A 15,095-nucleotide genomic window follows, 5' to 3' on the forward strand; every position below is an offset into this window, starting at 1 on the left:
ATGAAACTGGACACAACAGAAATCAGTTCGATTATCAAGGAACAGATCAAGGGCTTTGAAAGCGCTGCGGCAGATGCAAATGTCGGTACGATTGTATCCGTTGGTGACGGCGTAGCTTTGATCCACGGCCTTTCCGGCGCGATGGCCGGCGAGCTTCTTGATTTTCCGGGCGACACACGCGGTATTGTGCTGAACCTGGAAGAGGACAGCGTGGGTGCGGTCATTTTCGGTGAATATACGCATCTCTCCGAAGGCGATCAGGTTAAGTGCACAGGTCGCATCTTCGAGGTTCCTGTCGGTCCTGAGCTGAAAGGTCGCGTAGTCAATGCACTGGGCGAGCCTATTGACGGTAAAGGTCCGGTTAACGCTACGGCCACAGATATGGTTGAGAAAGTGGCACCTGGCGTGATCTGGCGTAAGAGTGTTGATCAGCCGATGGCTACAGGCATCAAGGCTGTTGATGCCATGATCCCGGTCGGTCGCGGACAGCGCGAGCTGATTATTGGTGATCGCCAGACCGGCAAAACAGCGATTGCGCTGGATACGATTATTAACCAGAAGGATACCGGCGTTACCTGTATCTACGTTGCGATCGGCCAGAAGGCATCCAGCGTTGCTACTGTTGTACGTACACTCAAAGAGCATGGCGCACTGGATCATACCATTATCGTCTCTGCTTCTGCCTCCGAGTCTGCAGCACTGCAGTATCTGGCACCTTATGCCGGCTGCACCATGGGTGAGTATTTCCGCGATCGCGGCGAAGATGCGCTGATTGTATATGATGATCTGACCAAGCAGGCATGGGCCTATCGTCAGGTGTCACTGATTCTGCGCCGTCCTCCGGGCCGTGAAGCTTATCCGGGCGATGTATTCTATCTGCACTCGCGTCTGTTGGAGCGTGCTTCCCGCGTAAACGAAGAGTTCGTCAAGGAATTCACCAAGGGTGAAGTGGAAGGCAAGACCGGTTCTCTGACCGCACTGCCTATCATTGAGACTCAGGAAGGCGATGTTTCCGCATTCGTTCCTACCAACGTGATTTCCATTACCGATGGTCAGATCTTCCTGGAAACCGGCCTGTTTAACTCCGGCCAGCGTCCTGCAGTTAACGTGGGTCTCTCCGTATCCCGTGTGGGTGGTGCGGCACAGACCAAGGCTGTGAAGAAGGTCGGCGGCGGTCTGCGTCTGGATCTGGCACAGTATCGTGAGCTGGCAGCATTTGCGCAGTTTGCTTCTGATCTGGATGCGGCTACTCGTGGCCAGATTGAACGCGGCAAGCGCGGTATGGAAGCTCTGAAACAGTCTGAGAACAATCCGATGAGTGTTGCTGAAATCACAGCTGTTCTGCATGCGTTGAACAATGGCGATCTGGATGATGTTGATGTTGCACGTGTTACAGCTTTTGAAAAAGCATATATCGCACACCTGAAATCCGGGCATGCTGATCTGATTAACGAGCTGAACGAGAAAGCTGCTTTGAGTGATCAGATTGTGGAGTCACTAAATAACGCCATGGCCGAGTTCAAGGCCACCGGCACATACTAAGGAGTCTGACGTGGCTTCTGCCAAGGAAATTAGGGGTCAAATCAAAGCGATCCAAAACACGGCCAAGATCACCAAGGCCATGGAAATGGTTGCTGCGAGCAAGATGCGCAAGGCTCAGGATCGTGTGACTGCCGGGCGTGCATATGCCGAAGGCATCAAGCGCGTAGTTGCCAACCTGATGCAGGCGCATCCTGAATATAAGCACCCCTTCGTTGTTCAGCGGGAGCAGGTTAAGCGCGTTGGGCTTATTCTGATTAATACGGATAAGGGCCTTTGCGGCGGTCTGAATACAAATGCTCAGCGACTTGCGCTGAACATCGTCAAGGACTCCGAGGTTGAGGTTGAGGCGTACACTATCGGTCGTCGTGCCGGTCAGTTTATGCGCAAGATTGTTGATGATCTGCGTGCTTCAGAGGATGAGGTCGCTGACGCGGTAGAACTCGGTGATATCCTTGGTGTGGTGTCCGTCGCGATGGATCGCTATGTCAAGGGTGAAGTGGATGAGGTCTCGCTGGTATTTACCGAGTTTGTGAACACCATGACACAGACACCGGTCAAGATTCAGTTGCTGCCCTGCGCTTCTTCGATAGAGCCGAGCCATCCGGGTTATTGGGACTATATCTATGAGCCTGAGAGCAAGGATGTGCTCGATGGTTTGCTGCGCCGTTATGTTGAGTCGCTGGTCTACCATGGTGTACTGGAAAACAAGGCTTGCGAACATTCGGCCCGAATGATTGCCATGAAGAGTGCTACCGACAATGCCAAGGGCATTGCTCAGGATTTGAAGATTACATATAACAAGGCTCGCCAGGCCGGCATCACGCAGGAAATCGCAGAGATTTGCTCCGGTGCCGCGGCAGCCTGATAGTTTGATAGAAAGAGAGAGGTCGTAACGATGAGTGGAATCATAGTACAGGTAATCGGTCCGGTAGTTGACGTACGTTTCGAATCCGGAAAGTTGCCTAATATTTATAATGCGCTGACAATTGCCGATGCCAATCTGACAATGGAAACCCAGCAGCATATCGGTAACAACACCGTACGTGCTGTTGCCATGGGTTCAACCGATGGTCTGAAGCGTGGTATGGCCGTTGAAGATACCGGCAATGCAATCATGGTTCCTGTCGGTCAGGGCACACTGGGCCGCATCATGAACGTGTTGGGTACCGGCATCGATTTCCAGGGTGAAGCAGTTGAGTGCGAAGAGCGCTGGGCCATTCATCGTGAGCCACCCCGTTTTGAAGAGTTGGCTCCGGCTTCCGAGATCCTGGAGACAGGCATCAAGGTGATTGACCTGATGGCTCCAATTGCCAAGGGCGGCAAGGTTGGCCTGTTCGGCGGCGCCGGCGTGGGCAAAACCGTTAACATGATGGAACTGATCAATAACATCGCCAAGGCACACGGTGGTTTCTCCGTATTCGCCGGTGTGGGTGAGCGTACTCGTGAAGGCAACGACTTCTACTACGAGATGAAAGAGTCCAACGTACTGGACAAGGTTGCACTTGTTTACGGTCAGATGAATGAGCCTCCGGGCAACCGTCTGCGTGTAGCGCTGACCGGCCTGACCATGGCTGAGTACTTCCGTGACGAGGGTCGTGACGTTCTGATCTTCATCGATAACATTTACCGTTACTCACTGGCCGGTGTTGAAGTATCCGCACTGCTGGGTCGTATGCCGTCTGCTGTGGGTTATCAGCCGACACTGGCAGAAGAGATGGGTAAACTGCAGGAGCGTATTGCTTCCACCAAGACCGGTTCCATCACCTCCGTTCAGGCCGTTTACGTACCTGCGGATGACTTGACCGATCCTGCACCTGCCACCACTTTCGCGCATCTGGACTCAACCATCGTGTTGTCCCGTCAGATTGCCGAGCTGGGCATCTATCCTGCGGTTGATCCGCTGGACTCCACCTCCCGTCAGCTGGACCCGAAGGTTGTTGGTTCTGAGCATTACGATATTGCAATTAACGTACAGCAGACGCTGCAGCGTTATAAAGAATTGCAGGACATCATCGCGATTCTCGGTATGGATGAGCTCTCCGACGACGACAAGCTGCTGGTGACCCGCGCTCGTAAGATTCAGCGCTTCCTGTCGCAGCCGTTCCACGTTGCTGAAGTATTCACCGGCTCTCCTGGTGTGTATGCCAAGCGCGATGAGACGATCAAGGGCTTTAAGGGCATCCTCGCCGGCGAGTATGATCATCTGCCTGAGCAGGCGTTTTACATGGTCGGCGGTATCTCTGAGGCCGTTGCCAAGGCTGAGAAGATGCAGGCGCGTGCATAATGTCTGCTAAGATGAGCGTACTGGTCGCGACAGCTGAACGGGAAGTCTATCGCGGTGAATGCAGCTTCCTGGTTGCTCCGGGCGCTGCCGGTGAATTGGGTATTATGCCCAAGCATACGCCGTTAATTGCACAGCTCTGTGCCGGTGAGCTGCGTATTACCAAGGGCGTGGACGAAATTGATGAGGTCTTCGTGTCCGGCGGGTTTGTTGAAGTGCAGCCGGATATGGTGACTGTGCTGGCTGATTCAGCTGAACGCGCTATCGATATCGATGAAGCACAGGCACTGGAAGCAGAGCGCAAGGCCAAGGAAGTGCTGGAAGGCCGGGAAGGCGATGCAGATGTTGCTCTCGCTCAGTCTCAACTGGCTATTACTGTTGCCAGACTCGAGTGGCTTAAGAAAAAGAAACGCTGATTTATCAGGGTTTAACGTCAAAGGGCTGCACATTGTGCGGCCCTTTTTCATTTTGCCTTCAGATAATGCACACGCTTTGCGACAATCATTGCCTCAAAACGCGATTGCATTATCGTGCCAGCTTAGAGGCGTGCTGTGGCCACTTCAACATAACCACTTCACCGGTTTCGGTGGACACGATGATTGAAAACGTCAGGCTGCAATCGTCGGAGATTAATCTATAATCGCCACCATTATTCTGAGTTTGCATCACTGGGAGATCACATGAGTCACAATCATTATCCGGATTTGCAGGTTTGCGTTCTTGCCGCAGGCAAAGGAAAGCGCATGCGCTCCAACTTGCCCAAAGTGCTGCATAAGGTGCTGGGGCGGGCCATGATCGACTACGTACTGCACACGGTTGAGTCCCTGCGACCCAAGGGTATTGCAGTGGTGACCGGGCACGCTTCCGAGATGGTACGGGAGCATGTAGGGCAGCCTGCAAACCTGGATTGGGTGATTCAGGATCAGCAGTTGGGTACAGGCCATGCAGTCAAGCAGTGCGAAACAGTTATTCGCGCTGTGCGTGATGTGTTGATTGTCTGCGGTGATACGCCACTGCTCAGTGCCGCGACACTGGCGCATCTGGTGGACGAGCACCGTAACTGTAACGCCGATGTGACGGTGTTGACGGCTTTGCAGGCGAGCCCGTTCGGTTATGGTCGTATTGTACGCGATGATGATCAGCGTGTATCCGCCATTGTTGAAGAAAAGGATGCCACGGACGCACAGCGACAGATAACCGAAGTAAGCAGTGGAATCTATTGTGTGCGCAATGAAGTGCTGTTCGATCTGTTGCGTGCTATCGGTAATCGCAATGCCCAGAACGAGTACTATCTGCCTGATATTGTGCCGCTGGCACTGGCTGCCGGACAGCGGGTGGATGCAGTGTTGATGGAGCAGTCTGATGAGATGACCGGTGTGAATGATCGGGTCGATCTGGCGAGAGTCGAGGATATGATGCAGAAACGTATCATCCGTGACTGGCAGCTGCGCGGGGTAACTATCGAGAAACCGGAGACGGTACGTATTGAGGCGGGCGTAAGTATTGGCATTGATACGGTTATTCAGGCCGGTTGCTATCTGATCGGAAGTACGCATATCGGTGATGAGTGTCGTGTCGGCCCCAATGCCGTGCTGGTGGATGCATGGCTGGATGATCGCGTGAATGTATTTGCATTCTCTCATATCCAGGGCGCCAGCGTTGGTTCGAATACCTCGGTCGGCCCGTACGGGCGACTGCGTCCTGGTGCGCAGCTGGATGAGCATGTGCATATTGGTAATTTTGTCGAGATCAAAAAATCGGTCATCGGGCGCGGTAGCAAGGTGAATCATCTCTCCTATATCGGGGATGCAACCATGGGCAGTGATTGCAATATCGGAGCAGGCACGATTACCTGTAATTACGACGGGGCCAACAAGTTCCGCACGGAAATCGGTGATAATGTGTTTGTCGGTTCCGATACCCAACTGGTAGCACCTGTCAGTGTCGGTGACGGCGCTACGATTGGCGCCGGTGGTACGATCACCCGCGATGTGCCTGCAGGTGGTCTGACACTCTCCGAGCGTACGGAACAACGTTATATCGCAGGCTGGAAGAGACCGGAAAAGGATATACGTTAATGTGCGGTATTGTTGGAGCCATTGCCGGTAGAAATGTACTGCCCATCCTGATGGATGGATTGCAGCGGCTGGAGTACAGGGGCTACGACTCGGCCGGTGTGGCCATCAGGGATGCCGCAGGAGAGCTGCTTCGATTCAGGGCGCTGGGCAAGGTCTCTGTGCTCAAAGAGCTGGTGGATCGTTCGGATATTGCCGGTGATCTCGGCATTGCACATACCCGCTGGGCAACGCACGGAGCTCCGTCGGAGCGTAATGCGCATCCGCATATGAGCGGGGTGCGGGTGGCAGTGGTACACAACGGCATTATTGAAAATCATCGGGAGCTGCGGGATCGCCTGCTGGCTCTTGGTTATACCTTCACCTCCGAGACCGATACCGAAGTGATTGCCCATTTGTTGGCACACAAGCTGGAGGGTGGCAGGGATCTGTATGCTGCCGTTGTTGAGGCGGCGGCGGAGCTGGATGGTGCCTACGCACTGGCTGCGGCGAGCCCGGAGGACCCTGATCGAATTGTTGTCACCCGCGAAGGCAGTCCTCTGGTGATCGGGCTGGGTGAGGGGGAGAATTTTATTGCCTCTGATGTGGCCGCGCTGCTGCCGGTTACCCGTCGCTTTATTTTTCTCGAAGAGGGTGATGTGGCCGAGGTTCGTCGCGATGGCGTTACCGTTTGCGATGGCGATGGCATTGAGGTTGTGCGGGAGATCAAGACGTCCGAGCTCTCCAGTGCCAGTATCGATAAGGGGCTGTATGCGCATTACATGCTCAAGGAGATCTATGAGCAGCCGGCTGTGATCGCGGAGACACTGGAGGGGCGTATCCATAAGGGACGCCTGCTGGAGGCCAGTTTCGGCCATGAAACAACGGCACTGTTGGATAAGGCGCGCCATATCCAGATTGTTGCCTGCGGCACGAGCTACCACGCTGGCATGGTGGCCAGATACTGGATGGAAGAGTTCGGCATCCCGTGCAGTGTTGAAGTGGCATCCGAGTACCGTTACCGCAAGGTGGTGGTGCCGGAAGGATCGCTGCTGATAACAATTTCCCAGTCGGGCGAGACGGCCGATACGCTGGCCGCCCTGCGCGGCAGTCGTGCCAACGGCTATATCGGCAGTCTGACGGTTTGCAATGTGCCGGAGAGTTCGCTGGTGCGTGAATCCGATGTCTGTTTTATGACACGTGCAGGTACCGAGATCGGCGTGGCCTCAACCAAGGCATTTACCACGCAGCTGGTGGCCTTGCGTTTGCTGGCCATCGCGCTTGCCCGCCGCAAGGAATTGAGCACTGCGCAGGAAGAGGCGATGGTAAACGAGTTGCATGCGCTTCCACGCCAGATCGAAGTGGTACTGCAGCTGGCCGATGCTATCAAGACGATGGCTGAGGGGTTTGTAGACAAGCATAACGCACTGTTTCTCGGCCGAGGTGCTTTTTACCCTGTAGCTTTAGAGGGAGCGCTGAAGCTGAAGGAGATCTCCTATATCCATGCAGAGGCCTATCCGGCCGGAGAGTTGAAGCATGGTCCGCTGGCACTGGTGGATGAGAGCATGCCTGTGGTCTGCGCCCTGCCGGATGATCCGTTGCTTGAAAAAGTGCTTTCGAATTTGCAGGAGGTGCGGGCGCGCGGCGGTGAGCTGTTTCTGTTCAGTGATCATAAGGTGAATGTCGGCCTGGATCACTATCAGAACCTGACGCTGTCAGACATCTATCCGGGAACGGCTCCGATTGTGTACAGCATTCCGCTGCAGTTGCTGGCCTATCATGTGGCAGTGCTCAAGGGCACGGACGTGGATCAGCCGCGTAATCTGGCCAAGTCGGTGACGGTGGAGTAACTGCAAGGGAAGAGTCTGTGGAAAGGCTGGCGGTAGAGCAGGCCGCAGGAAGCGGGCTATAAAGCGTTTAGGGTGTTATCATTGGTATGAATGAGTTGATCGCTCAGGGGTGCAGGGTTCATGGCACAGCAGATACATTATGGTTCATCCGGGGTTTTTACTTCAATGATTCTGATCATCAATAGCGGAAGCTCGTCTATCAAGATGGCGGTGATAGATATGCCATCGGAAAGTCTGCTGGCCGAAGGTATGGCTGAGCGGCTGGGTGAGCCGGGGACATCGCTGAGCTGGCATGTTGCGGGTGATACAGAGCGACTCTCCCTGCCCGGGGCAGATCACCATGTCGCTATGGAGCAGATGCTGGCCTCGCTTTTTGGCCGCATAGATAAAACCAATATCCTCGCGGTGGGCCACCGGGTTGTGCATGGCGCTGAACGTTTTATTGCGCCGACGCCGTTGAATGATGCAGTTATTGCCGAAATTGAAGCGTTGTCGCATCTGGCGCCGCTGCATAATCCGGCGAATGTGCTCGGCATACGCGCTGCGCGCGAGCATCTGCCGGGCATTGCACACGTCGCGGTATTTGATACCGCTTTTCACCATGCCATGCCGCGTCGTGCCAGCCTCTATGCCGTGCCGTATCACTGGTACATCGAATACGGAGTGCGCCGTTACGGCTTTCACGGCACCAGTCATCACTATGTAGCACGCGAAGCGGCCTCTCTGCTGGGACGGGAGTTTGCCGATTGCAGGCTGCTCACAGCGCATCTGGGAAACGGTTGTAGTGCGGCGGCGATAGCCGATGGCGTCAGCGTGGATACCACGATGGGCATGACGCCGCTTGAGGGGCTGGTCATGGGTACACGCAGCGGTGATGTTGATCCCGGCCTGCATGATTTCATTGCTCGGGCGAGCGGAAAATCTCTGGCAGAGATTACCGATGTGCTGAACAGGCAGTCGGGGCTGTTGGGTTTATCCGGGCGCAGCAATGATATGCGTACCCTGCTGGAGGCGGCTGAGGCGGGCGATGAGATGGCTGCACTGGCCGTGGATATCTTCTGTTATCGGCTGGCAAAGTCGCTGGCGGGCCTTGCTGTTGCCCTCGGACGTGTGGATGCTATCGTATTTACCGGCGGCATAGGTGAGCATGCGAGCGAGATACGTGCCAAAACAGTGCAGCAGCTGACGATGTTCGGTGTTGCGCTGGATACAGAGCGGAATGAGCTGCATGGCCGACAGTCAAATGGATTTATCACCATGTCCGGTGCGACCCTGCCTGTGCTGGTGATTGCGACGAATGAGGAAGCGATGATTGCCCGTTATGTGTATGGCGTGATCTGTCCGGAGGAATAATCTGATGAGCCACGCATTTCTGCTTGTTTCCACCGGCGCGGGAGCCGGCCTGACTACCGTGAGTCTGGGGCTTGTGCGGGCGCTGGACCGATTGGGCATCCATACCGGTTTTTGCAAACCGATCGCCCAGCTTCACGATGGTGATCATGGGCCGGAGCGCTCCACGCAACTGATTGAACATGTGATGAATATCAGCCCGCCCCACCCGATCAGTCTCAGGCGGGCGACTGCCCTGCTTGGAACCGATCAGGAGGGGTTATTGATGGAGGAGGTGATTGCACTCTACCGGCAGAGCACCCGGCACGCTGATGTGGTGATCGTTGAGGGGCTGGTGGCGGATGGTCATGCCGGTTATGCCACTCGCCTGAATGCCGACGTGGCGCGTGCGCTGGATGCAGAGGTGATTCTGGTCGGCAAGCCGGAACCCGATCTGGACGAGTATATTGATATTGCGGCCAGTGCCTTTGGCGATAGCAATGGCACGGCATTGATCGGTATTATCCTGAATAAGGTGGGGATGACCGATGCAGGGCATGCTGTACTGCAGGCGGATAAACTACAGACAGCTGATGCAGATGCCGATCGTGAGGGAGGGCGCTTATCCGCGGAGCACCCCGACATGATCGGGAAGCCCTTCCATTTTATCGGCGCTATCCCGTGGCAGGCTACGTTGATTTCCCCTCGGATGAGCGATGTGGCCGATTACATGTCTGCCAAAATTCTTTATTCCGGTGAAATTGCCCAGAGGCGGGTGGAGCGTATGGAGGTCTGCGCCCGTACGGTGGCCAACACGCTCAGTGTTTATCAGCCCCATACGCTGCTGATCTTTCCGGGTGATCGCGATGATGTGTTTATTGCCGCATGTATGTCCGCCATGAACGGCGTGCCGCTTGCCGGTATCCTGCTAACCGGGGGGCTGCAGCCGCATCCGCGCGTGCTGGCTCTGTGTGCGCAGTCTATTGAGACCGGCATTCCGATACTGCTGGTAGAAACCAGTTCCTATCAGACGGCCGCGCAACTGGTGCAAATGCCCGCAGAAGTAGCGGTCAATGACTATCATCTGATTGACCGGGCGATGGACCATGTGGCGAATCATCTGGATGCAGACTGGCTGAAAGCGCGTTGCGCGATTGAACGTCAGCCGCGTCTGTCACCGGCAGCATTCCGTTATCAACTGATTCAGCAGGCCAGCGAGGCAAACCGGCGGATTGTCTTGCCCGAAGGTGAGGAGCCGCGCACGGTCATGGCGGCTTACCAGTGCCGGAAGCGGCAGATCGCGCAATGCATACTGCTCGGTAATCCGGCCAAGATTCATCAGGTCGCCAGCTCACAGGGCATCGTGCTGGATGAAGGCATTACTATTATTGACCCCGCTACAGTACGGGAGCGCTATATCGATCCGATGGTGGTCTTGCGACAACACAAGGGGATGAACCGTCAGATGGCCGAGGATCAATTGCAGGCCCGCATTGTGCTGGGCACGATGATGCTGGCGATGGGCGAAGTGGACGGGCTTGTCGCCGGCGCTCTGCATTCGACCGCCAATACAGTGCGACCAGCCTTTCAGTTGATCGGTACCAGCGCATCGGCCAAGCTGGTCTCTTCCATCTTCTTTATGTGCCTGCCCGACCAGGTTGTGGTCTATGGCGACTGTGCGATTAATCCGGACCCGGATGCCGAGCAGCTGGCTGATATTGCTATTCAGAGTGCCGATTCGGCTCGGCGCTTCGGGCTGGAGCCGAGGGTGGCGATGATCAGTTACAGTACCGGTGAATCAGGTGCGGGACTTGAGGTAGACAAGGTGAGAGAGGCAACCCGCATCGTCAGGGAGCGTCGTCCGGACCTGCTGGTGGACGGTCCATTGCAGTATGATGCTGCGGCGATTGTTTCGGTTGGACAAAGCAAGGCACCGGAGAGTCGTGTGGCAGGTAAGGCGAATGTGTTCATATTCCCCGATCTGAATACAGGCAATACCACATACAAAGCTGTGCAGCGCAATGCTCATGTCGTTAGCATCGGGCCGATGCTGCAGGGGTTGTGCAAGCCGGTAAATGATCTGTCTCGCGGCGCATCGGTTGAAGATATTGTCTATACCATTGCGCTGACCGCGATTCAGGCCGGGGCAGCCGACACGGCCTGAACAGTTTGCTTCCGGCATGCCGGTTGATATGTGGTCGGTGCCTTTTGTATGACAGCCTTTGACACTGTGGCTTCACCTTTCTAAGCTCACGGGAGCATGGAAATTAATGGAATGACAAAGCTTTATGGGATCATCGGCTGGCCGGTCACACATTCGCTGTCACCGCTGTTTCAGAATGATTTTATCAAGGATGCAGGCATGAATGCCGCCTACCTGCCCTTTGCAGTGGAGCCGGAGCAACTGGTTGTTGCACTGAGCGGACTGCAGTCTCTTGGTGTAGAGGGGGTCAATGTTACCGTGCCTCACAAAGAGCAGGTGTTGCGCATGGTGGATGCCGATGCCGATGCGCGCCATATCGGGGCGGTTAATACCTTGCGCCGAAGCGATGCCGGCTGGCAGGCAACCAATACCGACTGGCGCGGATTCAGCGCTGTGGTCGAGGGACTGGAGCTGGACCTTAAGGGCAAAGATGTGCTGCTGTTTGGTGCCGGCGGCACCGCGCGTGCCGTTTTACATGCGCTGGATGCATTGCAGGTTGGCCGTCTGTTTATATGCAATCGGAACCCTCAGCGCCTGGCTACGTTGATGGAGCATGCGACAAATACCTATCCGAAGCTGACCTGCCTGCCGCTGAAGTGGGAGGCTGCGGCGGTTGCGGAGGCCACTGCCTCATCGGCCTTGTTGGTTAATACCACCACCGTTGGTTTAAAGGATGGCGAGTCATTTCCCTTTCCACTCTGCGGTGATGGCGCGGCTATTGATGCCGTCTATCGACCGGACGGTGTCACTGCATTCTGCCTGGCTGCCGGAGAGGCAGGCCGGAAAGCCGTAGACGGACTACCGATGTTGATTGCCCAGGGGGCTGTTGCCTTTGCATGGTGGCACGGTTGCATGTTGCCGGATTGTCGTACCACACTGAGCCGTGTAGAGGCTCATCTCGGGCGCACTGCAACGCACCTGCCCGGTTGGTCGCCCCGATGAGTCGTTCACGTCTGGGCGATATTCTGCTCAAACACGGGCGTATTGACCGCACGCAGCTCGATACGCTGATCAAGGAAACGCGGCTGCACGGCAACACGCTGACCTCCCAACTGGTGAAACAGGGTGTATTCAGTGAGAATGAACTGGTTGCATTTATCGCCAGAACCTACGGTTGTCGGGTTGTAGAGGTATCTGCCGAGTCGCTGCCCAGTGAGGCCAGCAGCCTGCCGGTTGATCTGTTGCGTAAAAATATGCTGATCCCGATAGGGCGCAAGGGCAATGTACTGAAGCTGGCTGTGGCCGACCCGTACGACATCAGCGGGCTTGATGAACTATCCTTTATCACCGGCTGTCAACTGGATCTGGCTGTTGCCGCAGAAAGTCAGCTGGCTGAAGCGCTTGACCAGCTGGGACAGAGCGATTCCCATTTGCAGGAGGTGATGGCCGATCTCGGAGCGATGAACGTCGAGGTGGTTGATACCAGCGAAGAGCATGTGGATGAGCTGTCGCTGTCGGTGGAGACGGAAGCGGCTCCCGTGGTTCGACTGGTAAACCTGATTCTACTGGAAGCGATCAAACGCGGCGCTTCCGATATCCATCTGGAGCCCTATGAGCGTGTCATGCGTGTGCGTTATCGGGTGGACGGCGTCCTGCATGAGATTATGCGACCGAGCATGGGCATGAAGGATGCACTTGTCTCGCGACTGAAGATACTCGCCCGGCTGGATATTTCAGAGCGCCGGCTGCCGCAGGACGGACGTATCAAACTGCGTCTGTCACGGGCAAAAACGGTGGATTTCCGTGTTTCTGTTTTGCCGACACTGTTTGGTGAAAAGGTGGTTATGCGTTTGCTTGACCCATCCAGCCTGCAACTGGACATGACCAAGCTGGGATACAACCGCCAGTCGCTGGCCTGGTTGAAAGAGGCAATTCACCGTCCCTACGGCATGGTGCTGGTGACCGGGCCGACAGGTTCAGGTAAAACGGTCAGCTTGTATTCCGCTGTGGCCGAACTGAACCAGCCTGAGGTGAATATCTCTACGGCAGAGGATCCGGTTGAGTTCAACTTTATGGGAATCAATCAGGTAAATGTGCATGCGGAAATTGGTCTGGATTTTCCTGCCGTGCTGCGCTCCTTCCTGCGTCAGGACCCGGATGTGATTCTGGTCGGCGAAATTCGTGATCACGATACAGCAGCTATCGCCATTAAGGCGGCTCTGACCGGCCATATGGTGCTGGCAACATTGCATACCAACGATGCACCCTCCACCATGGTTCGCCTGGTGAATATGGGTATTGAGCCCTTTCTTGTGGGCTCAGCCATCAATCTGGTCAGCGCGCAGCGGCTGGCGCGCTGCATCTGCAGTAAATGCAGGGTGGCAGAAGAGGTGCCGGCTGAAGCCCTGATAGCGGCGGGCGTTCCTCAGGAGGAGGTGACAGCCTATCATCCCATGCATGGGGCCGGTTGCTCGGCCTGTAATGGTACGGGCTACAAGGGGCGTACTGGTATTTATCAGGTGATGCCTGTTTTTGATGAGATCAGAGAGGCTGTTTATGCTGGCGGCAATACAGATGCTATTAGTGCGATGGCGGTGCGAATGGGCGTGAAAACGCTACGTATGGAAGCGCTGGAGAAGGTGAAAATGGGTGAGATTTCTTTTGCAGAATGTCTGCGTGTGACGGTGGCTGACTGATGCCTCTGTACCTCTGGCAGGCGAAAAACAAACAGGGCGTAGCCCAGGATGGCGAACTGGAGGCTGCAAATGCGGGCGTGGCCACGGTTATTCTGCGCCGTCGCGGGTTGGTCGGCATCAAGGTGAAAAAGAAGCCGATTGAAATCCACCTGTTTCCTGAAACGGTGGATGACAAGGATATTTCTATTTTTTTCCGCCAGCTTTCAACCATGATCAATGCGGGGCTGCCACTGGTTCAGTGCTTTGAGCTGGCTGAGCGGGGCACGGAAAAGAAGGCCATGGTCAAGCTGCTCGCCGATGTGCGGCAAAACCTGGAAGGCGGTAACCCGTTGGGCGAAACCATGCGTAAATATCCCAAGGAGTTTGATCGGCTGACCTGTGCTCTGGTCGAGGCAGGTGAACAGGGCGGTATACTCGATACGATTCTGCTGCGCCTGTGTGTCTACAAGGAAAAGGCGCTGGCTTTGAAGGCGAAAATCAAGTCCGCCATGGTCTACCCGATCGCCATTCTGACGGTATCCTTTATTGTGACGGCTATTCTGATGATTTTTGTGATTCCGGTGTTCGGCGAAATGTTCGCTGATGTCGGAGCACAGTTGCCTGCGCCGACACGGATCACCATGGCGGTATCGGACATTTTTGTTGCGTACTGGTATCTGGTGGTTGGTGTACCCATTGCACTGGTGGTGGCGATACGGAGTCTCTATCAGACGCCGAAAGGACGTTATCAACTGGATAAACTGTTGCTGGCGCTGCCGGTAATGGGGGATGTGCTGCGCAAGGCATCTGTGGCCCGTTTTTGCCGCACATTCTCCACGCTGAGTGCTGCCGGTGTGCCGATTCTTGAGGCGCTGGATACGGTGGCGGAAACATCAGGCAACGTAGTGATAGAAGAGGTGATCCTGTCATCCAAGGAGTCGATTTCTCAGGGGCAGACGCTGACCGCGCCGCTTGAGGCGAGCAAGATTTTTCCGGTGATGGTGACCCAGATGATCTCCATCGGAGAGCAGACCGGCAGCATGGAAGAGATGCTTGCGAAGATTGCCGATTTTTATGAGGAAGAAGTGGATACAGCGGTTGATAATATGCAGCAGTTGATGGAGCCTGTTATTATGGTCTTTCTCGGCGGCGTCATCGGCGGTTTGGTGATTTCGATGTACCTGCCTATTTTCCAGATGGCGTCACTGGTCTGATTCCGGG

At 55.4% G+C, this 15,095-nt stretch carries 11 protein-coding genes; all 11 read left to right on the forward strand.

Going from position 1 to position 15,095, the window contains the following annotated elements; translation table 11 throughout:
* The 11 genes from atpA to SPV1_RS06195 all read left to right on the forward strand — a co-directional run bounded on the left by atpA (position 1) and on the right by SPV1_RS06195 (position 15,088).
* Positions 1-1,542, forward strand: a complete 1,542-nt coding sequence (gene atpA / locus SPV1_RS06145) for a F0F1 ATP synthase subunit alpha (RefSeq protein ID WP_009850275.1) — start codon at positions 1-3, stop codon at positions 1,540-1,542.
* Between the two features lie 10 nt (positions 1,543-1,552).
* Complete coding sequence (gene atpG, locus SPV1_RS06150) at positions 1,553-2,407, forward strand: F0F1 ATP synthase subunit gamma (protein ID WP_009850276.1); 855 nt, start codon at positions 1,553-1,555, stop codon at positions 2,405-2,407.
* A gap of 30 nt (positions 2,408-2,437) precedes the next feature.
* Entirely contained in the window at positions 2,438-3,826 is a 1,389-nt protein-coding gene (atpD, locus tag SPV1_RS06155) for a F0F1 ATP synthase subunit beta (protein WP_009850277.1), read from the forward strand.
* Positions 3,826-4,239 carry a F0F1 ATP synthase subunit epsilon gene (locus tag SPV1_RS06160; protein ID WP_009850278.1) on the forward strand — a complete coding sequence of 138 codons (414 nt, stop codon included), beginning with the start codon at positions 3,826-3,828 and terminating at the stop codon, positions 4,237-4,239. The genes atpD and SPV1_RS06160 overlap by 1 nt, the downstream gene beginning before the upstream one ends.
* 264 nt (positions 4,240-4,503) lie before the next feature.
* Positions 4,504-5,901: a bifunctional UDP-N-acetylglucosamine diphosphorylase/glucosamine-1-phosphate N-acetyltransferase GlmU gene (gene glmU, locus SPV1_RS06165; RefSeq protein ID WP_009850280.1), complete on the forward strand. Its 1,398-nt coding sequence runs from the start codon at positions 4,504-4,506 to the stop codon at positions 5,899-5,901.
* Entirely contained in the window at positions 5,901-7,727 is a 1,827-nt protein-coding gene (gene glmS / locus SPV1_RS06170; RefSeq protein ID WP_009850281.1) for a glutamine--fructose-6-phosphate transaminase (isomerizing), read from the forward strand. Before glmU ends, glmS begins: the two co-directional genes overlap by 1 nt.
* A 120-nt stretch (positions 7,728-7,847) precedes the next feature.
* Positions 7,848-9,080, forward strand: coding sequence for an acetate/propionate family kinase (locus SPV1_RS06175; protein WP_009850282.1), 1,233 nt, complete (start codon positions 7,848-7,850; stop codon positions 9,078-9,080).
* A gap of 4 nt (positions 9,081-9,084) precedes the next feature.
* The gene (gene pta / locus SPV1_RS06180; RefSeq protein ID WP_009850283.1) at positions 9,085-11,220 is read left to right on the forward strand and encodes a phosphate acetyltransferase; all 2,136 of its coding nucleotides are present in this window, start codon (positions 9,085-9,087) and stop codon (positions 11,218-11,220) included.
* A 111-nt stretch (positions 11,221-11,331) separates the two neighbouring features.
* Entirely contained in the window at positions 11,332-12,201 is an 870-nt protein-coding gene (locus tag SPV1_RS06185; RefSeq protein WP_152909337.1) for a shikimate dehydrogenase family protein, read from the forward strand.
* The gene (gene pilB, locus SPV1_RS06190; RefSeq protein WP_009850285.1) at positions 12,198-13,895 is read left to right on the forward strand and encodes a type IV-A pilus assembly ATPase PilB; all 1,698 of its coding nucleotides are present in this window, start codon (positions 12,198-12,200) and stop codon (positions 13,893-13,895) included. Before SPV1_RS06185 ends, pilB begins: the two co-directional genes overlap by 4 nt.
* Positions 13,895-15,088, forward strand: coding sequence for a type II secretion system F family protein (locus tag SPV1_RS06195; protein WP_009850286.1), 1,194 nt, complete (start codon positions 13,895-13,897; stop codon positions 15,086-15,088). The genes pilB and SPV1_RS06195 overlap by 1 nt, the downstream gene beginning before the upstream one ends.
* The last annotated feature ends 7 nt before the right edge of the window (positions 15,089-15,095 follow it).

This window comes from Mariprofundus ferrooxydans PV-1, assembly GCF_000153765.1.
Taxonomy (GTDB): domain Bacteria; phylum Pseudomonadota; class Zetaproteobacteria; order Mariprofundales; family Mariprofundaceae; genus Mariprofundus; species Mariprofundus ferrooxydans.